This window comes from Methylobacterium sp. EM32 (genome assembly GCF_040593685.1).
Classification (GTDB): domain Bacteria; phylum Pseudomonadota; class Alphaproteobacteria; order Rhizobiales; family Beijerinckiaceae; genus Methylobacterium.
Window position 1 is genome coordinate 34,952 of the sequence record NZ_JBEXZS010000048.1, and the last position, 20,560, is coordinate 55,511.

Annotated in this window: 21 protein-coding genes; 7 read left to right on the forward strand and 14 right to left on the reverse strand. The window is 70.0% G+C overall.

The features are described 5' to 3' along the window. Nucleotides 1-4: 4 nt before the first annotated feature. The gene (locus ABZT49_RS07595) at nucleotides 5-496 is read right to left on the reverse strand and encodes a chemotaxis protein CheW (protein ID WP_355285037.1); all 492 of its coding nucleotides are present in this window, start codon (nucleotides 494-496) and stop codon (nucleotides 5-7) included. Nucleotides 497-627: 131 nt separating this feature from the next. Here ABZT49_RS07595 and ABZT49_RS07600 point away from each other — a divergent pair, with 131 nt between their 5' ends. The 5 genes from ABZT49_RS07600 to ilvN all read left to right on the forward strand — a co-directional run bounded on the left by ABZT49_RS07600 (nucleotide 628) and on the right by ilvN (nucleotide 5,323). After that, entirely contained in the window at nucleotides 628-1,302 is a 675-nt protein-coding gene (locus ABZT49_RS07600; RefSeq protein WP_355285038.1) for an ATP-binding cassette domain-containing protein, read from the forward strand. After that, the gene (locus ABZT49_RS07605) at nucleotides 1,299-1,907 is read left to right on the forward strand and encodes an energy-coupling factor transporter transmembrane protein EcfT (RefSeq protein WP_355285040.1); all 609 of its coding nucleotides are present in this window, start codon (nucleotides 1,299-1,301) and stop codon (nucleotides 1,905-1,907) included. The genes ABZT49_RS07600 and ABZT49_RS07605 overlap by 4 nt, the downstream gene beginning before the upstream one ends. Nucleotides 1,908-2,182: 275 nt before the next feature. Next, nucleotides 2,183-2,728: a biotin transporter BioY gene (locus ABZT49_RS07610; RefSeq protein ID WP_355285041.1), complete on the forward strand. Its 546-nt coding sequence runs from the start codon at nucleotides 2,183-2,185 to the stop codon at nucleotides 2,726-2,728. 253 nt (nucleotides 2,729-2,981) lie between these two features. Next, nucleotides 2,982-4,760, forward strand: coding sequence for an acetolactate synthase 3 large subunit (locus ABZT49_RS07615; protein ID WP_355285043.1), 1,779 nt, complete (start codon nucleotides 2,982-2,984; stop codon nucleotides 4,758-4,760). A 20-nt stretch (nucleotides 4,761-4,780) separates the two neighbouring features. Further along, nucleotides 4,781-5,323 carry an acetolactate synthase small subunit gene (gene ilvN / locus ABZT49_RS07620; protein WP_093569123.1) on the forward strand — a complete coding sequence of 181 codons (543 nt, stop codon included), beginning with the start codon at nucleotides 4,781-4,783 and terminating at the stop codon, nucleotides 5,321-5,323. A gap of 8 nt (nucleotides 5,324-5,331) precedes the next feature. Here the strand turns inward: ilvN and ABZT49_RS07625 are convergent, their stop codons facing one another. The 7 genes from ABZT49_RS07625 to ilvC all read right to left on the reverse strand — a co-directional run bounded on the left by ABZT49_RS07625 (nucleotide 5,332) and on the right by ilvC (nucleotide 12,042). Continuing rightward, entirely contained in the window at nucleotides 5,332-5,475 is a 144-nt protein-coding gene (locus ABZT49_RS07625) for a hypothetical protein (protein ID WP_355285044.1), read from the reverse strand. Nucleotides 5,476-5,546: 71 nt separating this feature from the next. Next, complete coding sequence (locus tag ABZT49_RS07630; protein ID WP_355285045.1) at nucleotides 5,547-5,738, reverse strand: hypothetical protein; 192 nt, start codon at nucleotides 5,736-5,738, stop codon at nucleotides 5,547-5,549. A gap of 199 nt (nucleotides 5,739-5,937) precedes the next feature. Next, entirely contained in the window at nucleotides 5,938-6,492 is a 555-nt protein-coding gene (gene dps / locus ABZT49_RS07635; protein ID WP_355285047.1) for a DNA starvation/stationary phase protection protein Dps, read from the reverse strand. Between the two features lie 186 nt (nucleotides 6,493-6,678). Then, nucleotides 6,679-7,557, reverse strand: a complete 879-nt coding sequence (locus tag ABZT49_RS07640; protein WP_355285049.1) for an SDR family oxidoreductase — start codon at nucleotides 7,555-7,557, stop codon at nucleotides 6,679-6,681. After that, nucleotides 7,554-9,107: a GMC family oxidoreductase gene (locus ABZT49_RS07645; protein WP_355285051.1), complete on the reverse strand. Its 1,554-nt coding sequence runs from the start codon at nucleotides 9,105-9,107 to the stop codon at nucleotides 7,554-7,556. Before ABZT49_RS07645 ends, ABZT49_RS07640 begins: the two co-directional genes overlap by 4 nt. Continuing rightward, nucleotides 9,104-10,507, reverse strand: coding sequence for an alpha/beta fold hydrolase (locus ABZT49_RS07650; protein WP_355285053.1), 1,404 nt, complete (start codon nucleotides 10,505-10,507; stop codon nucleotides 9,104-9,106). The genes ABZT49_RS07645 and ABZT49_RS07650 overlap by 4 nt, the downstream gene beginning before the upstream one ends. A 515-nt stretch (nucleotides 10,508-11,022) precedes the next feature. After that, the gene (ilvC, locus tag ABZT49_RS07655; protein ID WP_355285055.1) at nucleotides 11,023-12,042 is read right to left on the reverse strand and encodes a ketol-acid reductoisomerase; all 1,020 of its coding nucleotides are present in this window, start codon (nucleotides 12,040-12,042) and stop codon (nucleotides 11,023-11,025) included. Between the two features lie 182 nt (nucleotides 12,043-12,224). Between ilvC and ABZT49_RS07660 the strand changes: the two genes are divergently transcribed. Then, complete coding sequence (locus tag ABZT49_RS07660) at nucleotides 12,225-12,773, forward strand: DUF924 family protein (RefSeq protein WP_355285057.1); 549 nt, start codon at nucleotides 12,225-12,227, stop codon at nucleotides 12,771-12,773. Between the two features lie 4 nt (nucleotides 12,774-12,777). Here the strand turns inward: ABZT49_RS07660 and ABZT49_RS07665 are convergent, their stop codons facing one another. The 6 genes from ABZT49_RS07665 to ABZT49_RS07690 form a co-directional block, all read right to left on the reverse strand. Further along, complete coding sequence (locus ABZT49_RS07665) at nucleotides 12,778-13,425, reverse strand: glutathione S-transferase N-terminal domain-containing protein (RefSeq protein ID WP_355285059.1); 648 nt, start codon at nucleotides 13,423-13,425, stop codon at nucleotides 12,778-12,780. A gap of 235 nt (nucleotides 13,426-13,660) precedes the next feature. Continuing rightward, complete coding sequence (locus ABZT49_RS07670; protein ID WP_355285060.1) at nucleotides 13,661-14,266, reverse strand: N-acetyltransferase family protein; 606 nt, start codon at nucleotides 14,264-14,266, stop codon at nucleotides 13,661-13,663. Further along, nucleotides 14,266-16,611 (reverse strand): Orn/Lys/Arg decarboxylase N-terminal domain-containing protein, encoded by a 2,346-nt coding sequence (locus ABZT49_RS07675; RefSeq protein ID WP_355285062.1) that lies wholly within the window; start codon nucleotides 16,609-16,611, stop codon nucleotides 14,266-14,268. Before ABZT49_RS07675 ends, ABZT49_RS07670 begins: the two co-directional genes overlap by 1 nt. A gap of 87 nt (nucleotides 16,612-16,698) precedes the next feature. Next, complete coding sequence (locus ABZT49_RS07680; protein WP_355285064.1) at nucleotides 16,699-17,313, reverse strand: GDSL-type esterase/lipase family protein; 615 nt, start codon at nucleotides 17,311-17,313, stop codon at nucleotides 16,699-16,701. Nucleotides 17,314-17,537: 224 nt separating this feature from the next. Next, the gene (locus ABZT49_RS07685) at nucleotides 17,538-18,581 is read right to left on the reverse strand and encodes a hypothetical protein (RefSeq protein ID WP_355285066.1); all 1,044 of its coding nucleotides are present in this window, start codon (nucleotides 18,579-18,581) and stop codon (nucleotides 17,538-17,540) included. Further along, on the reverse strand, nucleotides 18,568-19,938 hold the full coding sequence (locus ABZT49_RS07690; RefSeq protein ID WP_355285067.1) for an MBOAT family O-acyltransferase: 1,371 nt from the start codon (nucleotides 19,936-19,938) through the stop codon (nucleotides 18,568-18,570). Before ABZT49_RS07690 ends, ABZT49_RS07685 begins: the two co-directional genes overlap by 14 nt. Before the next feature lie 363 nt (nucleotides 19,939-20,301). Between ABZT49_RS07690 and ABZT49_RS07695 the strand changes: the two genes are divergently transcribed. Further along, on the forward strand, nucleotides 20,302-20,560 hold a 259-nt coding region (locus ABZT49_RS07695), incomplete at its 3' end, for a MucR family transcriptional regulator (RefSeq protein ID WP_355285069.1).

The window sequence follows — 20,560 nt, forward strand, 5'->3', positions numbered from 1 at the left end:
CGGCTCACGCCGCCCACTCGGCGAGCCGCGCCTGCGCGTCCCGGGTCCGCGCCGCCAGCCGCTCGCGCTCCTCGGCGAGAAGAATCCGGTCGACTGCGAGGCCGTGCACCAGCGTGTCGCCAAGGCGGATCTCGGCGGCGACGCAACCGTTCAGGGTGGCCTCGTCGGCGACCGGCCGGACCTCGCCCGCCTCGACCCGCACGACATCCGAAACCCGGTCGACGAGCAGGGCGAGGGGCGCCTCGCCGTGGAGGAGGACGAGGTGGCGGTAGAGCGCCGCCTGGGCGTTCACCGGCCGCCCGAGGCCGAACAGGACCGCGAGGTCGAGGACCGGCACGGCGGACCCGGCGAGGTTGAGGAAGCCCGCGAGCGCCCCCGGCGCCCCCGGGGGGCGCCACAGACGGGGCAGGGGCAGGATCTCCAGGACCGCCCGCCGCGGCAGGGCGCAGCCGGTTCCGGCGACATCGACCAAGAGGTAGGCCGTCCCGGTCGTCATCCCGTGCATCCCCGCGGGCCCCTACGCCCGAGCCTGAGATAGGGGAGGCGGGGGAAGTTTCCAAACCGCCCTGTCGGCCCCGGCCGGAGGTGCTATGAGGCGCCGCCGAGGCGAGAGGAGCGGACCCGTCGATGATCGAGATCCGGCATGTCGGCCATGCCTTCGGGGAGCGCACGGTCCTGCGCGACCTCACCCTCGACCTGGCGGAGCGGCGGATCGCGGTGGTGGGCGGCAACGGCAGCGGCAAGAGCACCTTCGCGCGCCTGCTCAACGGCCTGCTGGTGCCGAGCCGCGGCACGGTGCGGATCGACGGGCTCGACACGCGCCGCGACGGCAAGGCGGTGCGCCGCAAGGTCGGCTTCGTGTTCCAGAACCCCGACAACCAGATCGTTCTGCCGGTGGTCTCCGAGGACCTCGCCTTCGGGCTGAAGAATCTCGGTCTGCCCAAGGACGAGATCGCCCGGCGCACCGACGAGGCCCTGCGCCGCTACGACCTGCAGGATTTTCGCGATCACCCGGCCCATCTCCTCAGCGGCGGCCAGAAGCAGCTGCTCGCCATCGCGGGCGTGCTGGCGATGGCGCCCGACGTCATCGTGTTCGACGAGCCGACCACCTTGCTCGACCTGCGCAACAAGCGCCGGATCGCGCAGGCGATCGACGGGCTGGCGCAACGCGCGGTCGTGGTCTCGCACGACCTCGACTTCCTGGAGCATTTCGACCGGGTGCTGGTGTTCGAGGACGGACGCGTCGTCATCGACGACACGCCCTCCGTGGCGCTCCCGGCCTACGTCGCGATGATGTCGTGACGCCGTACGTTCCGGGTGGAAGCCCGGTCCATCGCTGCCGGGCGGGGGCGAAGATCGTCGCGATGATCGTGGCCGGCACGGTCCTGTTCGCGCTGCCGCGGCTCGATCTCGCCCTCGCGGCGCTGAGCGTCACGGGCCTGCTCTACCGGCTCGCCGGCATCCCTGGTTCCCTGATGCTGGCGCAGCTGCGGCCGCTCGCCTGGATCCTCGCCGTGCTGGTCCTGGTCCAGCTCGCCCTCGACGGCTGGCTCGCCGGCCTGCTGGTGGCCGCCCGCTTGGCGAGCCTGGTGCTGCTCGCCGGCCTCGTGACGCTCACGACCCGCAGCGCCGACCTGATCGAGGCGCTGCAACGCGGCCTTCGCTGGCTCAAGCCCTTCGGGGTCAATCCCGCCAAGGCGGGCCTCGCCATCGCGCTCACCCTGCGCTTCATCCCGGTGCTGGCCGCCATCACCGCCGAGGTGCGCGAGGCGCAGCGGGCGCGCGGCCTTGAGCGCAGCCTCGTGGCGCTCACCGTTCCGGTCGTCGTGCGGATGCTCAAGATGAGCGACGACATCGCGGCGGCGATCGATGCGCGGTCGTATGATCCGGATAGGGCCGATGGTTGAACGGTCGCTCGCCCGTTCCGGCGCGAGAAATCTAGCTGGCAGATTCCACATCCTCCATGTCATTCCGGGGCCGCGCAGCGGAGCCCGGAATCCAGAACCGCGGATCGTTCAGGATGAGGCGGAGAGCGTTCCGCTACTTTCTGCACGACCTGAGCGTCTGGATTCCGGGCTCCGCTTTCGCGGCCCCGGAATGACCAGGAGGATGTCAGTACCGACAGAGCATAGCCGTCGGGATGTTCGGCGCCCGCCAATTTTCCCCTCTTTCAAGGACCCCCATGTCGACCCGTGACATCGTCTTCGTCGCGCTCTTCGCCGCCCTCACCGCCGCCCTCGGCCTGTTTCCGCCCGTTACCCTGCCGGTCATCGGCGTGCCGATCACCGCGCAGTCGATGGGGGCGATGCTCGCCGGCGCCATCGCGGGCGCCAAGCGCGGCGGCGCGGCACTCGCCCTCTTCGTCCTTCTCGTCTGCGCCGGGCTGCCGCTGATGGCCGGCGGGCGGGGCGGGCTCGGGATCGTCATGGGGCCGGGCGGCGGCTTCGTGCTGATGTGGCCGGTCGCCGCCTTCGCCATCGGGTTTTTGGTCGAGCGCAGCCTCAAGAGCCTCACGGTCTGGAAGGAGGGGCTGATCCTCGTCCTCGGCGGTGTGGCGCTCACCTACGCGGTCGGCATCCCGTGGATCGCCGCAATCGCCCGGATCGATCTCGCGAAGGCGGCGATCGGCTCCGCCTGGTTCCTGCCGGGCGACGCGGTGAAGGTCGTCCTCGCCCTCGCGATCGCGCGCGCCGTGCGGCGGGCCTATCCGACGCTGACCCCGCGCTGATCCTAATGCTTAACGCGCGCCCCGAAATCGGTTGACCCTGCCTGGTCACGGGCGTAGGGTCCGCGCCACTCTCTCAAGGGCAGGCTTATCACAGCATGCGTGCGGTCCTTATTGTAGCGGAGGCGCCACCGACGGGGCGAGCTTAACGGCTCGGCATCCCAAGGGTGGCGCATGCAAGGGTCCTTCGGGGCCCTTTTTTGTTGCGTAAAACGGATCTGAGAGCGCGGACGAGACCAAGGAACGGAGCGCGGCGATGAGTGCGGGCGAGGTCATGACGGGCGCCGAGATGGTGATCCGGGCGTTTCAGGATCAGGGGGTCGACACCCTGTTCGGCTATCCGGGCGGCGCGGTGCTGCCGATCTACGACGCGCTCTTCCATCAGGACACGGTGAAGCACATCCTGGTCCGGCACGAGCAGGGCGCGGTCCACGCGGCCGAGGGTTATGCCCGCTCGTCGGGCAAGGTCGGCTGCGTGCTGGTCACCTCGGGGCCGGGCGCCACCAACATCGTCACCGGGCTGACCGACGCGCTGCTCGATTCGATCCCGCTCGTCTGCATCACCGGCCAGGTGCCGACCCACCTGATCGGCTCCGACGCGTTCCAGGAATGCGACACGGTCGGCATCACCCGCAGTTGCACCAAGCACAATTACCTCGTCAAATCGATCGAGGACCTGCCGCGGATCCTGCACGAGGCGTTCTACGTCGCCTCGCACGGCCGGCCCGGCCCGGTGGTCATCGACCTGCCGAAGGACATCCAGTTCGCCAGCGGCCTCTACCGCCGCCCGGTCGACAACAGCCACAAGACCTACAACCCGCAGACTCAAGGTGACCCGGAAAAAATCCGCGCCGCGGTGGCGCTGATGGCGGGCGCGCGCCGGCCGGTCTTCTATACCGGCGGCGGCGTCATCAATGCGGGGCCGGAGGCCTCGCAGCTGCTGCGGGAGCTTGCCCGCGCGACCGGCTTCCCGGTCACCTCGACGCTGATGGGTCTCGGCGCCTTTCCGGGCTCGGACCCGCAGTTCCTCGGCATGCTCGGCATGCACGGGACCTACGAGGCGAACCTGGCGATGCACGAATGCGACGTCATGGTCTGCATCGGCGCGCGCTTCGACGACCGCATCACCGGCCGGCTCGACGCCTTCTCGCCGTTCTCCAAGAAGATCCACGTCGACATCGACGCCTCCTCGATCAACAAGACGGTCAAGGCCGATATCGGCATCGTCGGCGACTGCGCCTCGGTGCTCGGCGACATGCTGCGCGAGTGGCGGGCGGTCACGCCGGAGCCCGACAAGGGCCGCCTGACTGAGTGGCTGTCGAAGATCCGCGGCTGGAAGGCGCGCGAATGCCTCGGCTATTGGCCGTCGGGCACCACCATCAAGCCGCAATACGCGGTCCAGCGCCTCTACGAGGCCACCAAGCACCGCGAGACCTACGTCACCACGGAGGTCGGCCAGCACCAGATGTGGGCGGCGCAGTACTACAAGTTCGACGAGCCGAACCGCTGGATGACCTCGGGGGGCCTCGGCACCATGGGCTACGGCCTGCCGGCGGCGATCGGCGCCCAGCTGGCGCACCGCGGCGCCCTGGTGATCGACATCGCCGGCGAGGCCTCGATCCAGATGAACATCCAGGAGCTGTCGACCGCCGCGCAGTACCGCCTGCCGGTCAAGATCTTCATCCTGAACAACGAATACATGGGCATGGTGCGCCAGTGGCAGCAGCTGCTGCACGGCTCGCGCTACTCCGAGAGCTATTCGGAGAGCCTGCCCGATTTCGTCAAGCTGGCCGAGGCCTACGGCGCCAAGGGCATCCGCTGCTCCGATCCCGGCAGTCTCGACGCGGCGATCGCCGAGATGCTGGGCCATGACGGCCCGGTGGTCTTCGACTGCATCGTCGACAAGACCGAGAACTGCTTCCCGATGATCCCGTCGGGCAAGGCGCATAACGAGATGCTGCTCTCGGACTACCTCGGCGAGACCGGGGCGGATCTGGGCGACGTGATCTCCGACGAAGGCAAGATGCTGGTCTGACGGGCGAGGGTTTGAGGACGATGAACGCCATGAACACCCATTACCCCGATCCGGTCCGCGTCGAGCCGGTGAACCGCCACACCCTGGCGGTGATCGTCGACAACGAGCCCGGCGTGCTCGCCCGCATCGCCGGGCTCTTTTCCGGCCGCGGCTACAACATCGAGAGCCTGACCGTCTCGGAGACCGAGCACGCCCGGCACATCTCCCGCATCACCATCGTGACGACGGGCACCAACGCGGTGATCGACCAGATCAAGGCGCAGCTCGACCGCCTGGTGCCGGTGCACCGGGTGGTGGACCTGACGCTGCAGGGCGATTCGCTGGAGCGGGAGCTGGCGCTGGTGAAGGTCGCCGGCAAGGGCGAGCACCGGGTCGAGGCGATGCGGCTCGCCGCCGCCTTCGGCGCCCGCACCGTCGACGCGACCCTGACCTCGTTCGTGTTCGAGCTCACCGGTACGACCGACGAGATCGACCGCTTCGTCAAGCTGATGGCGTCGGTGGGGCTGGTCGAGGTGTCGCGGACGGGTGTGGCCGCGATGGGGCGCGGGCCGGAGGCGATGTAGGGCTCCGGCTACTCGGCGGGCGGGGCGCCGGTCTGCCCCGCCTTGCCGTATTTCCGCTCAAAGCGGTAGACGGCGTACCAGGCGCCCGTGATGCTCGTCACCAAAACGAACAGGGTGAAGCCGAGCATGACCAGCGTGTCATTCCAAGGCATCGTCACTCCTCTCGGCGCAGAAGTCGAAGTACCGCTTGGCCCGCACAATGTAATGTGAAGGATGCCAAGAGCTAAGAGAGGCGCGACCGATCCAACGCCGCATCGGGCGTATTCACCATCGGTATGATGATGGCCGCGCCAGCGACGGCGATCGCCATGGCGTTCACGTAGGCCGCCAACAGCTTGAGGTGCTCGTTCAGGCGCTTCGCGACGTGCTTGCGACGCGCAGCGATCTCCGTTGCATCGGGCGTTGCCAGGGTCACGCGGGGATCCCCACCGCCTTGTGACCTCGCGTAATTGAACGATTCTCCGTCGTCGATACTTATTCCCAAGGACAAAAACGCCTCCCCCGAGGCGGGGGAGGCGAATCACGCTTCCGTTCTTCAGCGCGGGCGAAATGGCTTTGGCTTCAGACCCAAGGGCTCGCTCAATCGCGAACCCCGGCTCCCGGCACCGGCTGCCTCAGCGCGCGCCCTTGCCATCCCCGTCGCGCATCGCGCCGGTCGGCTCCTGCACGTGGGCCTCGAGGAACCACAGCTGCTTGTCGACGGCGCGCGAGACCTCGGTGAACAGGTCGGCGGTGCCGGCATCACCGGCCTCGTCGGTCTGGTCGATGTTCTCGCGCACTGCGTTGGCGTAGGCCGCGTAGCGGTCGATCAGGGCCGAGAGGTGGTCGGCGATGGCGTAGATGTCGGTCGGGTAGGGCGACAGCTTCGAGGAGGCTGACACCACCGTGGCGGTGCCGAGCGCCGTGGCGCCGAGCTGCACGGCCCGCTCCGCGACCTTGTCGTTGAGGTCGTCGATCTCGGTGCGGAAGCCGTCGAGCATCTCGTGGATGCCGATGAATTGCGGGCCCTTCAGGTTCCAGTGCGCCTGCTTGATGTTGAGCGCGAGGTCGATGCCGTCGGCGAGCCGGGCGTTCAGGGCCTCGATCGAGACGCGCTTGGCGTTCGAGTCGGTATCGTTGCGGGTGCGGTGCTGGCGCGGCTCGCCGGCCTTGCCCTTGGAATCCGTCATGTCGGTCAACTCCGTGGATTTGCCGCAACAACGAGGCCGAGGGGCGGCCGTTCCGATGCTGCGGTGGGGTTTTGATAGCGATCCCCGGCCTTCCGGCCGGAGAGGGGGACCGTCTCGTCCGCTGGTGAAGAGACTAGGGCGGGGTACCCGGGCGGACACCCTGCCGCCCGAAACCCTGCCCTTCCGTCAGAGCATCGGCTGGCCGCCGGTGACCGGCACCAGCGCGCCGGTCATGTAGCTGCCCTCGCGCGAGGCGAGCAGCACGTAGGGCGGGGCCAGCTCCGCCGGCTGGCCGGCGCGGCCGAGCGGCGTGTCGGAGCCCAGTTTCTCGATCTGCTCCGGGGATTTCACGATCGGCTGGATCGGCGTCCAGACCGGGCCGGGGGCGACGCAGTTGACCCTGATGCCCTTCGGCGCCAGCAGGTTCGACAGCCCGACCGTGAGGGTGCTGATCGCCCCCTTGGTGGCGGCGTAGACCAGCATGCTGGCATCCGCGACCTTGGCCTGCTGGCTCGTCGAGTTCACGATCGCCGAGCCCGGACGCATGTGCGGCACCGCGGCCTGCGCCAGGTAGATCATCGCGAAGACGTTGGCGCGGAACGAGCCCTCGACGTCGTGGGCGGTGACGTCGTCGAGGCCCTCGTTCACCACCTGCGCGGCGGCGTTGTTGACCAGGATGTCGACCCGGCCGAACGCGGCCACGGTCCTCGCCACCACCGCCCGGCAATGGGCCTCGTCGCGCAGGTCGCCGGGGATCAGGAGGCAGCGCCGGCCGGCCTTCTCGACCCAGGCCTTCGTGCCTTGCGCATCCTCGTCCTCGGACTCGAGGTAGGAGATCGCGAGGTCCGCCCCCTCGCGGGCATAGGCGATGGCGACCGCCCGGCCGATGCCGGAATCGCCGCCTGTCACGATCGCGACCTTATCGGTGAGCAGGCCCTTGCCGACGTAAGATTCCTCGCCGTGGTCGGGCGGCGGATCCATCGGGTCGGTGAGGCCGGGGCGCGGCTGCTGCTGCGCGCCGGGGAAGGGAGGCTGGGGATAGGCTTCGCGGGGATCGTCGCTCATCGGGAGCCCTTCAGGAATGCGCCGGCGGTGCGCAAGGACAACGCCATGATGGTCAGGGCGGGATTCGCCGCGAGCGAGCTCGGGAAGACCGACCCGTCGCAGATCCACAGGTTCTCGACCTCGTGGCTCCGCCCTTGAGGATCGACGACGGAGCTGTCCGGGTTCCGCCCCATCCGGCAGGTGCCCAGCGTGTGGGCGACGCGCTCCAGCACCCAGATGTCGCTGGCGCCCGCCGCCTCCCAGATCTCGCGCATCAGCTTGGTGGCGTGAACGTTGAGCCGGTCCTCGTTCGAGCCGTAGCCGAAGCTGACATGCGCCTTGCGCATCCCGAGGGCGTCGGTCTCGTCCGACAGGGTCAGGACGTTCGCGTCGCAGGGCAGGGTCTCGCCGTTGATGCCGATACCGGCGACGCGGTTGTACTGCTTGAGGTAGTCGGTGAGCGCCTTGCCCCACAGGCCGCGGCCGCGGGCAACGGAATTGGCCCAGGTCAGCGGCTCGACGCCGAGGCTCTGCACCAGGTAGCCGCCGGCGAAGTCGACGCCCTTCGGTCGGGTGTAATCCTCGGTGATGAGTGAGGACGGGTAGCCGCGGTTCATGCCGACCTCGTCGGCGAAGGTGCCCCAGACCTGCGTGGCGACGTGACCGATGTAGTTGCGGCCGACCTGGCCGCTGCCGGTGGCGAGGTCGAGATGGAGCAGCAGTCGCGGCGTCTCGACGGCGCCGGCGCACAGGATCAGGTGGGCGCAACGTTGGCGGTGGTCACGGCCGCCGTGGCGGTAGAGCACCGCGGTGATCCGCCCGGCCTTGTCGCGCTCGACCCCGTGCATCCGGGCCTCCGCGCGGATCTCGGCGCCCTTCGCGACCGCCAGCGGCAGGTAGGTCACGTCCATGCTGGCCTTGGCGCGGGTGCGGCAGCCCTGGTGGCAATAGCCGCAATTGATGCAGGCCTTGCGCTCGGGCACCTCACTTCCGGGCGTGAAGTCGCGCGAGACCACCGCCGCCGGCGCGTCGGTCGCGGTGATGCCGAGCTTATTGCAGGCCGAGGCCATCAGCTCGGCCGGGCCGTTGCGCAGGACCGGCGGCAGCGGGAAGCGGCGGGCCTCGTCCCACGGATAGGGCGTCGGGCCCGACGTGCCGATGAGCCGCTCGACGCGGTCGTAGAACGGCACCAGCTCCGCATGGTCGATCGGCCAGTCGCAGCCCTCGCCGGTCTCGGTGTTGAGGCGGAAATCGCGCGGGTCGGCCCGGGGCACGAAGGCGCCCCAGTGCAGGGTTGAGCCGCCGATGCCGGTGCCGCTGTTGTTGCCCCCGAAGGCCTCGGGGGTCGAGCCGCCGCTCAGGCGCTCCTCGGTCCAGTAGATCTCATCCGCCAAGGTCTCGTCGAAGCCGTAACCGGCCGGATCGAAATTCGGCCCCGCTTCGAGAGCGACGACCATGAGGCCGGCGCTGGCGAGCTCGGCGAGGAGCGGCGCGCCCCCCGCTCCGGTTCCGACCACCACGACGTCGACGACCTCGTCGTGGCCGTAGCGGCGCTGGCCTGAGAGGTTCATCGATTGTCTCCAGTGGTCTCGAGGATCGGGGCTTCCCAGGATTCGCGCGCGTTCAGGCCGGTCTGGCGGTAGCCCGGCAGGGACTCGGCGTCGTCGCCGCCCGCGCCGATCCCGGTGAAGCCGATCGCCGCGAGGGCGGCGGGATGGGCGAGCCAGGTGCGCACCGCCTCGCCCCGCAGCTCCTCGAACCAGCAGGTCATCAGTTCGGGGGCGATGCAGTCGGGGGTCGCCGGCAGGCGGCCCGAGGCGGCGCGGTCGAGGAGCGTGTCCTGGTCCGCGCCGTCGAGGGCGGCGAAGGGCTGTCCGTGCGTCGCGCGTGCGGCGGCGTCGAGGGTGCGCAGCGCCCTCGCATAGGCCTGCGGGTCGGGCGGCAGGGAGGCGTAGCGCCAGCCGTCGCCGGTGCCGCTGGCGAGTCGCGCGTCGATGCGGCGGGCGAGGTCGATCTTTCCGGATCCGTCCTGCGGCAGCACCCGGTCGAGGCAGGCGGTCAGCGTCGCGCGCGCCTCCGGGCTCAGGCAGAACGGGCCGTCCGGCTCGCGCATCCGCGCGCGGAGCGTCGCGCGCAGGCGGGAATTGACCCGGTCCGAGCTCATCAGCGCCGCGAAGGCCGGCGGCAGTTCCGGGGTCTCGGCCGCTTCGGGCGGCGCCGCGACGAAGTCGCGGATCAGCGCCGCGAGGTCGTTCGGTCGCTCCAGCGGCAGCAGGTGGCCGGCACCCAGGGCCACCTCGTGGCGGTGGCGGGCGAGGTGGGGCAGGGTCAAGGCGGCCTGCGCCTCCGGCCCGAGATCGCCATCCTCGGCGCCGCTCACCACGAGCGCCGGGGTGGAGAGGGTGCCGATGCGCCCGCGCCAATCCTCGTCGGCGCCGCCGGTGAGCCAGGCCTTCCAGGCTTGCGGGTTCGCCCGCAGCACGTCCTCGACCGTCCGGGCGTGATCCTCAGGGTCCAGCGGCGCCCCGGCATTGGCCGTGACGAAGGCCTCGGCCTCCCGCCGCCTCGTCTCCGGGTCGGCGTCGATCCAGGCGATCATCGCCTGCCGCCGCTCCTCCGCCATCGGCTCGGGCGCCGGCGGCGAGCCCGCCAGCAGCACGAGGCCGGCGAGGCCCTTGAGCCCGGGATCGCCGTCCTCGTGGCGCCGCGCCAGCGCCAGGGCGACCTTCGCCCCCATGCTGTTGCCGGCGATCAGCCAGGGCCCGGTCGGAGCCTCGGCCTGGATGCGGGCCGCGACGTGGTCGGCCATGGCGGCGACGTTGCCGCCCGTCTGATGGGCTTCGTCGCCGAAGCCCGGCAGGTCGATGGCGACGCATCGCAGGGTGGGCCCGAGCTGCTCGGCGAGGGGGCGCCACGTGCGGGCGCTGCCTCCGAGGAAGTGCAGGCAGAAGAGGACGGGGTGGTCAATCATGCCGGCGAGATCGCGCGGTGCTGCGTTGCGTCAACGGCGCCGTCCCCGCGGCGCCTTGCAGCACCCCGGGATGATGTGTCGAGTCGTCGCCGTGCTGCTCGGGCCGGTGGACCGCCCCTTGGATGGTGTCGGGGCGATCGCGACGGCCGCGAGGGCTTGCCTCGACAGACAATCATCATGCCGGGACGGCAACGATATCTGGTCTCGGTGCGTCGCCGATCGCCGAAATCTGGCAGCATCGGCGGTCCCACCTGTGAACTTGACCTATGTTAAATTTTTCAAATGACGAAGTCGGGACCGCGGCCGTATCCTGGAGGCGGGCAGCGAGAGCTTTGCGATCGATCGAAGAAACTCGCCGAGTCTGCGCGCGCGGGCCTCGAATCTGCGCCGGCCGGCCGGCTCAACTCGGCCTTCCGGCGGCTCCCGGAACGCGAAACGCCGCACGGCAGGGGCTGCCGCGCGGCGTTCGCACCATGGACCGCGGCCTGCCCGAGGGCGGCCGCGGCGCGTCGCGCTTAGTTCTTGGCCTTGTCGACCAGGGCCTTCTCCTTGATCCACGGCATCATGCCGCGGAGGCGCTCGCCGACCTCCTCGATCGGGTGAGCGGCGTTGCGGGCGCGGGTGGCCTTGAACGAGGTCTGATTGACCTTGTTCTCCAGCATCCAGTTGCGGGTGAAGGTGCCCGACTGGATGTCGGTGAGCACCCGCTTCATCTCGGCCTTGGTCTCGGGCGTGATGATGCGCGGGCCGGTGACGTACTCGCCGTACTCGGCGGTGTTCGAGATCGAGTAGTTCATGTTGGCGATGCCGCCCTCGTAGATGAGGTCGACGATCAGCTTCACCTCGTGGAGGCACTCGAAATAGGCCATCTCGGGGGCGTAGCCGCCCTCGACCAGGGTCTCGAAGCCGGCCTTGATCAGCTCGACGAGGCCACCGCAGAGCACGACCTGCTCGCCGAACAGGTCGGTCTCGCACTCTTCCTTGAAGGTGGTCTCGATGATGCCGGCGCGGCCGCCGCCATTGGCCGAGGCGTAGGACAGGCCGAGGTCGTGGGCGTTGCCGGAGGCGTCCTGGGCGATGGCGATCAGGGTCGGCACGCCGCCGCCGCGCAGGTACTCCGAGCGCACGGTGTGGCCGGGGCCCTTCGGGGCGACCATCAGCACGTCGAGGTCGGCGCGCGGCTCGATCAGGTTGAAGTGGACGTTGAGGCCGTGGGCGAACAGCAGGGCGGCGCCCTGCTTCATGTTGGCCTGGAGCGAATCGCGGTAGATCTCGCCCTGCAGCTCGTCCGGGGTTAGCATCATGACGACGTCCGCGTCCTTGGCGGCGTCGGCGACCTCCTTGACCGTGAAGCCCTCGGCCTCGGCCTTCTTGGCGCTGGCCGAGCCCTTGCGGAGCGCGATCACCACGTCCTTCACGCCCGAATCGCGCAGGTTCAGCGCGTGGGCGTGGCCCTGGCTGCCGTAGCCGACGATGACGACCTTCTTGCCCTTGATCAGATTGATGTCGGCGTCACGATCGTAATAGACCCGCATGGCGGCTCCCCCTTGTGCAGATGGCGAGAAACTCGAACGCTCCGGGCGCTGGAGCGGCCGTGCGACGGGCGGCTTGTAGCGGCGTGATTCGCGTCAGGGAATAGGCTATGCGCGCGGAAGCGCACATGGCTGGCCGGCACGATGCGCGGAACGGCGCCGGTCCGGCACCAAGGGGATCCGGCATGACGCAAGGGGCGACGCCCGCCGAACTGGTTGAATTCTGGCGCCAGGCCGGGTTCGACCGCTGGTTCACCGCCGATCCGGGCTTCGACGCCGCCTGCCGGGACTACCTGTCCCTGCACGAGGCGGCGGCGCGCGGCGAGCTCGCATCCTGGGAGGAGACGCCGGAGGGGGCGCTCGCCCTGGTGCTGCTCCTCGACCAGATCCCGCGCAACCTGTTTCGCGGCACGCCCCGGGCCTTCGCGACCGACGCCCTGGCGCTGGCCGCGGCCGAGCGCGCGCTTGCCCGCGGCCACGACCGGGCGATCGAGCCGCAATTGCGCATCTTCCTCTACATGCCGCTGACCCACGCCGAGGATTTGGGCTTGCAGGAGCGCAGCGTCGCGCTCTTCACCGCGCTCGGCTTGCCCGTGCATCTTGAGGCCGCGGTCGAGCACCGCGACCTGATCCGCCGCTTCGGCCGATTCCCCCACCGCAACGCGGTGCTCGGCCGCCCCGAGACGGCGGCCGAGCGGGAGTATCTGGCGAGCGAAGACGCGTTCCGCGGCTGATGGCTCACGCCGGCAGCGGCAGCCCCTCGCGGGCGAAGGTGCGCTGCACGGCGGGGCGCTCGGCCATGCGGCGGGCGTGGTCGGTCCAGTAGGGGAACTGACGGGCCATGTCGTAGCCGAGCACCTGGCCGCGACCCCAGTGCCAGAACACCAGGAGGTAGGGATCGGCGACGCTGTACCGCTCGCCCAGAGCCCAGCCGCCGCGCGACAGCCCGACCTCGATCATCGTCCAGAGGTCGGCGCAGGTCTCGTGGCCCTTCGCCTTCACGTCCTCGATCGCCGCCGGATCGGTGGCGTAGCGCTCGGCCCGGCGGATATGGGCGTAGGCCGGGTGGATGGTGGAGGAGATCCAGGCCAGCCACTCGGCGCACCGCGCCTCCTCGCGCGGGTCCTCCGGCCACAAGCCCGCCTGAGGGTGCCGCCGGGCGATGTAGCGCAGGATCGCCGGGTTCTCGGTCAGCACCCACTCGCCCTCGGCGAGCGCCGGCACCCGGCCCTTCTGGTTGATGGCGAGGTAGCGCCCGCCGCGCTGCTCGGCTTTGGCGAAATCGACCTTCACCGCCTCGAACGGCGCACCGGTCTCCTCCAGGGCGATGTGGGGCGCGAGCGAGCAGGCGCCCGGCGAGTAGTAGAGCGTGAGGGTGTCGGACAAGGAAGCCTCCCGGCGCGGGCCGCGCCCCGAGCTGCGGGGCGGCGCCCTCGTCCCTTACGCCAAGCCGGATCCGTGCGGTACCGCTCGGGCTTCGATCCTCAGCGCCTGCCCGATCGATCGCGCCGATCGATCCTGCACACAGGCCGACCCTTCTCCACGACATTCCGGGTTCCGCGTTCGCGGGCCCGGGATGACACGGAGGGCGGGAGGTCCGCCGCGCGCGCCGATCCCCCCTTCACGCCAGCGGCAGCGGCGCCCGCGCCTCTTGCGCCACCGCCTCCTGCCGCCAGGTCGAGGGCTGGTCCGAGGCTCCCGTGCCGAGCGGGCATTGCACCATCACGCTGTCGCCCCAGCGGCCGTGGCGGTAGGCCACGGCCGGCAGGTGGCCGACACGCACGAAGCCGCAGGCCTCGTGCAGGCGCAAGGACGCCTCGTTCTCGGCATCGATGTAGCCGATCATCTGGCGGTAGCCCCCGGCGGCGCAGGCCTCGATCAGCGCCGGCAGCAAGCGCCGGCCGATGCCGGCGTGCAGGTGGCCGGCATGGACGTAGATCGAGTGCTTGAGGGTGTAGCGGTAGGCCGGCCGCTTGCGGAACGGCACCGCGTAGGCGTAGCCCGCCACCACCCCGTGGCGCTCGGCCACGAGATGGGGCAGGCGCTTCGAGCGCATGTTCTTGCGCCGGCGCTTGAGGTCGTCCGGCACGAGCCGGTCTTCCTCGAAGTCGCCGGTATCGCCGACGCCGTGACGGATGTGGTGCTCGTAGATGTCGATCATCGCCGCCACGTCCGCATCTGTGGACGGGCGGATCACGACGCCCGGCTGGACGGCGACCGAATCCATCAGCGGCCCTCCCGCAGCACGTAGGTGTAGAAGCGGATGCGCCCGTCCGGCTCGACCTGGCGGTAGACGCCCTGGATCTCAGCCTCGAAGCCCGGGAACAGGTTGGCGGCGGCCTCGAACATCTTGAAGTAGTCGAGCATGGGCTTCGCCCGCTCGTCGAGCCGCTCGCCCGGCAGCACCGTGCCGATGCCGGGGGGATAGACCAGCATCAGGGTGGTGGCGACCCGCCCCTCGGCTTCCGCGATCGGCACGAAGTCGACGTTGTTGCGCGTCAGCATCTGCGCCGCGGCCTTGGGCGGCATCACCATCTCGGGCAGGTGCTCGGGCATGAACTGCTTGCGCTGGAGACCCGAGGTACCGGCCTGCCGGTGGAAATTGTGGTAGTCGGCGCAGAGATCGCGCAGGCGCACGCCGCCGTAGCGCTGCGGCCGGCGCCGGACGAATTCCGGCATCGCCTCCTCGAGCAGCACGTTGTCGTCGTGCAGGCGCTTGAAGGCGACCAACCCCGAGATCAGCGTGCCCGCCTTCGAGGATTCGACGCCGGGCGTCAGCAGGAAGAGGAGCGAGTTGAGGTCGTTCTTCTCCGCGACGATGCGGTTCTCGCGCAGGTACTGGGCGACGATCGGGGCCGGGACGCCGTGCTCGGCGTATTCCCCGGTCTTGCGGTCGAAGCCGGGGGTGAGCACCGTGAGCTTGTTCGGGTCGGTGATGGCGTAGCCCGGCGCGACGTGGGTGAAGCCGTGCCAGCCGGCCCCGGGCTTCAGTTCCCAGTGGCGCGGATCCGAGGCGAGCTCGTCGGTCGGCAGGCTCTCCCACGGCACCTCGGCGCCGCCGGCCCCCGTCGCCAGGTCTGGCACGAAGGGATCGAAGAACCAGCGCCGTTTCGGGTCGCGCTCGTTCTCCTCGAACTCCTTGCGGATCGCCCGCACCTTCTTGCGCCACTCGATGCCGAGCCGGATCGTGTCGTCCCACAGGATCATGCCGGAGCGCCCCTTCATCATCTGGGCGCCGACGTCGAGGGAGGCGAAGAGGGGATAGAACGGCGAGGTCGAGGCGTGGACGAGGAAGCTCTCGTTGAGGCGCCGGTGCTCCACCCGCCGGGTCTGGCCGCGGATATGGCCGTCCTTGGTGTGGATCTGCGAGGCCTGGGAGAAGCTCGCGAGCTGCTTGTGGGTCGATTGCGTGGCGATGATGCCGGGCGAGGTCTCGTCGAGCCCCGTCAGCCCCATGGCGTAGCGGCCCTGGAACAGCGGATGGAACTTCATGAAGCCGGCCCAGGCCTCGTCGAACAGGATGTAGTCGCAGAGGTGGCCGATCTTGGCGACGATCTCGCGGGCGTCGTAGATCGTGCCGTCATAGGTGCATTGCTCGATCACGGCGACGCGGAACGGGCGCTCACGGCGCCACGCCTCCTTGTCCTTGACGAGCGGGTTGGTGCGGATCTTCTGGCGGATCTTGTCCTCGTCCAGCGCCTCGTGGAAGATCGGGCCGATCAGCCCGTAGGCGTTGCGGTCGGTCTCGAGGAAGATCGGGATGCCGCCGCCGAGGAACAGCGCGCCGTGATGCGCCGCCTTGTGGTTGTTGCGGTCGAACAGCACCAGGTCGTCCTCGGCAACGAGCGAGGACAGCACGATCTTGTTCGAGGCTGAGGTGCCGTTCAGCACGAAGTAGGTTTTTTCGGCCCCGAAGATCTGGGCCGCCTCCTTCTGCGCCTTGAGCGCCGGGCCCTCGTGGGTCAGGAGGTCGCCGAGGTCGAGGACCGAGTTGTCGAGGTCGTCGCGAAAGATCGCCTCGCCGAGGTGCTCGACGAAGATGCGGCCGATCGGCGAGCGGTTGTAGAAGATGCCGCCGTTATGGCCCGGGCACGTCCAGAGCTGGTTGCCCTTCTCGGCATAGTCGACCAGCGCGCCGAAGAACGGGGTCTTCAGGGTCTCGGCATACTGCGTCACGCGGCTGACGAGGCCGCGGGCGATGAATTCGGGGGTTTCTTCCGCCAGGAAGATGTAGCCGTCGATGAAGTCGAGCAGCTCGACGGGAATGTCCTCCAGGCGCTTGCGGCGGACCATGATGACGATCGGCATCTCGAGGCCGCGCTTGCGCATCATGTCGATGAGCGCCGCCGCCTTGCCGTCGAGGCCGCGCTTGCCCCAATCCACCACCAGGCAGCCGACCGCCGCGTCGGTCTGCACCGCGATCGCCGCGTCCTCGACTCGCCGGGCCCGCACCACCTCGAAGCCGCGCTCCTCGACCGCCGCGACGATCTGGTTGACGCGCACGCCCTCCAGGTCGTCCGGGTCGAAGGCCGGCGTGCACATCAGCACCGTGAAGCGGCGGTGGAAGTCCATCGGGCGGGGCTCCTGTCGTTCGGGAATGGCCTGCGTGTCGGCCGCTCTCATGACGATCCGATGACAGCGGCGGTCCAACTGAGCGATTCAGCCGTTGCGCAGCAGGGATCCGAGGGCGATGCCGAGCGCGACATAGCCGCGGGCGTTGAGATGGAGCCGGTCGGCCTCGAGGCCAGTGGCCGGATCGGGACCAAGCGCCGCGTCGCTGTCGAGGAGGAGCAGGGCCTCGGCTCGGGCGAGGTCCGCGATGCGGGCGTTGAGCGCGAGCCGGTCGGCCTCGCTCCGTCCGGGCGGGCTCTCGCGCCACGGCAGCGTGGCGAACACGACCATCGGCGGTGCCCAGGCGGCCCGCAAGGATGCGAGCAGCGCGGCGAGGCCGGCGACGATTGTCTCCGGGTCGTCGCCATCCGCGAAGCTGTTGGTGCCGACCATCAGGATCGCGAGGCGGGGCCTGAGAGCAAGGACCGCCATCGCGGCGAGGCGCCAGCGCGTGGTCTGCACCCGGTCGCCGGGCAGGCCGAGATTGAGCGTGGACCGGCCGGTCGCGGCCGCGAGGTCCGGCTCGGGCCAGCCGGCGGCGAGCGAGTCGCCGAGAATCACCGCGTCCGGCGCCGGGCCGGAAGCGAGGCGGGCCAGGAGGGCGCGGTGACGGCGCAGGCCGGAGAGTTTCGTCGGTGGGGCAGGGGGGCGGGCGCGGCTCATCGGCTGTTCGGTTCGAACGACAGGATCCTCACCCTCCGCGTCATCCCGGGGCCGCGCAGCGGAGCCCGGGATCCAGAACCGCAGGACGCCCAGAAACAAGCGGAGAGCGTTCCACTTCGTCCTGCATCCCCTGAGCGTCTGGATCCCGGGCTCTCGCCTTCGGCGAGCCCCGGGATGACCCTGTGAAGCGGACGCGTCGGCGCAAGTTGTTCGTGGTCATCCGTTCACCGCCCCGCCGCCCGGCGCAAGCCCAGCCGTTCCAGCACCAGCCGGCCGATCAGCGGCGTGTAGTGCAGGTTGTCGAGCCAGGCCGGGGTCGAGCCGGCGGCGGGATCGAAGGGATAGGGGTCGCCGAGGCTCGTGAGGTCGAGGACCGGCCGGCCGCGGGCGGCGCAGAGCCGCATCACCGCCGTGCGCCACCGCGAAAAATCGTCGGTGAGCCCGAGATCGGCCAGCACCCGGCTCTGCGCGTCGCTCACCGGCGAGAGGTAGATTGTCAGGTCGGTGCCCGAGAGCCGCTCCAGCGCGAGGTCGAGGCCCGCCAGCGTCTCGGGCCGGAACGGCGCGGTGGTGCGCCGGCGCGTGGCGTCGTTCTCCAAGGTGAGCGCCGCCGGCAGGGGCGGGGTGATGCGGTAGCCGGAACGAGTCCAGGCGCCCGGATCGTCGCCGCCCGCCACCGCGTCGAGCCGGCTGTCGGCGAGCGCGTAGCGGCCGAGCACGCTGCCCATCAGGGCGGCGAGCCGGCCGCTCGGCCCGGCCAGAGCCTCGTCGAGATGCACCGGCACGCTCGGGCGCGAGAACATGTAGTAGTCGAGGCCGAGCGTCGCCCGGGCCGGCGCCCGGGAGGCTACCACCGCGGCGATCACCGGCAGTTCCGTGGCGATGATCGCCGAGATGCCGGCATTGAACACCCGTCCCGGCGCCACGCTCGTGACGTCGGCGGGGTCGAGGCCGTGATAGACTGTCGAGGAGCCGATCAGCGCGAGGTCGTAGGGACGCGTCAGCGCCTGAAGCACCTTGGCCCGGCGGGTCTGCCGGTCGAGGAGGCGGCTGTTGCCGTCGGTGACGGCCCGCCAGGGCGGATCCTGGCGGAAGACCCAGTAGGCGTCGAACCAGATCACCCGCCCGGCCACCCCGGTCACCAAGAGGGCAAGGACTAGGGCCGTCAGCACCAGGTAGCGGCGGGCCAGGATCTCGCGGGCAAGGCTTTCGCGAGCAGGGGGTTCGCCCGCAAGGGTCTCGCGGTCCGGTGCCTCAGAAGCGGGCATAGATGAAGGCCTGGTTGGCGTCGTTGCCGACCTGGAGCAGGATCGCGGCCAGAAGCAGGGCGGTCGCGGCGGCCGCCCAGGCGCGCGGGATCAGGCGTTCCACCGCCTCGCGGGCGGTGGGGCCGAGGATCGCCAGGGCGGCGGCACCGGCGGCGAGCGGCCAGAACTCGGACGCGCCGCCCGCCTCCGTGCCGAGGCCGAGGAGCCCGCGATAGATGCTGAGCGCGGTGGCGAAGTCGGGCGCGCGAAACAGCACCCAGGCGAGGCAGACGAAGGCGAAGGTGGCGAGGAAGCCCGCCGCCTCCGGGAGTTTCAGGCCGGCGCGGCGCCACAGCACGTGCAGGCCCAGCGCGATCCCGTGCGCCGCCCCCCAGGCGACGAAGGTGAGCCCCGCCCCGTGCCACAGCCCGCCGAGCGCCATGGTGAGGAACAACGCCAGGAGCTGGCGCGGCAGCCCGTGCCGGCTGCCGCCGAACGGGATGTAGAGGTAGTCGCGCAGGAAGACCGACAGGGTGATGTGCCAGCGCCGCCAGAAATCCTGGATCGAGGCCGCCCGGTAGGGCGCCCGGAAGTTCTCGGGCAGCACGATGCCGAACAGGAGCGCGAGCCCCAGCGCCATGTCGGTGTAGCCCGAGAAGTCGAAGTAGAGCTGGAGGGCGTAGCCGAGCGTCGCCTGCGCCGCCGTGGCGAAGTCCGGCCGGCCACCGGCCGCGGCGGCGGCCCAGAGCGGATCGACGTAATTCCCGAGCCCGTCGCCGAGAAAGACCTTCTTGGCGAGGCCCGCGGTCAGCAGCATCAGGCCGCGTGCGGCGCGGTCCGCGGAGGACGGCTCCGGCGCGCGCAGCTGGCCCACGAGCTCGGACGGCCGCACCAGGGGGCCGGCGATCACCCGCGGGAAGAACGCGACGTAGACGGCGTATTCCGCGAGCGTCATCGGCTCCGCTCTGCCGCGCCGCAGGTCGACCAGATAGGCGATGTGCTGGAAGGTGAAGAACGAGATGCCGAGCGGGAGCGCCAGCGAGACGAGCGGCAGGCTCGCGCCCGTGACGGCGTCCGCCAGCCCGGCGAAGAAGCCGAGATACTTGTAGAGGCCGAGCAGCCCGAGATCGAGGACGATCGCGGCGGTGAGGATGACCCCGCGCCCGGAGCGGCGCCACGCCTCGCCGGCGAGCCAGTTGAGGGCGACGGAGGCCGCGAGCAGCGGCACGAAGCGCAGGTCCCACCAGCCGTAGAAGGCGAAGGACAGGCCGGCGAGCCAGGCGACGCGCCAGCCCGGCCGGCGGGCGACGCAGAGCGCGTGCAGCCCGAGCGCCACCGGCAGGAACAGCAGCAGGAACGGCAGGGAGTTGAAGGGCATGCGGCGCTCGCCGGTCGTGCCTCGGCGTTAGTGCAAAATCGGCGCCAGGGAAAGGGCGGGCTCAAGTTTCGCATCGGTGACATGCCGGCGCTTGAGCCATTTTTGCTCATCTTGTCGCATTCGATGCCTCCCTGCATCCTGCGTCTCAGAGTAGGCGTCCGAGTAGCCCGCAGGCTGCGCAAGGCTTGGATGAATCTCCCGATCCGCCCCGACACCGTTGCGCCATGGCAAGCCTGCCCGATTATCAAAAGCATCTGTGGGAAATTCGGGGGTGAGCGCGCGACGATGGGTTGAAACCACGCCGCGCTGCCCGATATCGCGGTTATGCCCGCGATGCGGGTGCGTAAGTTAGGATGATTCTCCGTGTCACAAGAAGATCTGGTCCAGGAGGTCGATTTCGTCGCCCTCACCGCCGACGTCGTATCGGCCTACGTCGCCAACAACTCCGTCCCGGCCGCCGAACTGGCCGGCCTGATTGGCACCGTGCACACCGCCTTCGCGACCCTCGGCCAGCCGGCCGCCAAGGAGGCGGAGAAGCCGGTCCCGCTGATGCCGATCAAGAAGACGGTGACCCCGGACTACCTGATCAGCCTCGAGGACGGCCGCCAGTACAAGTCGCTCA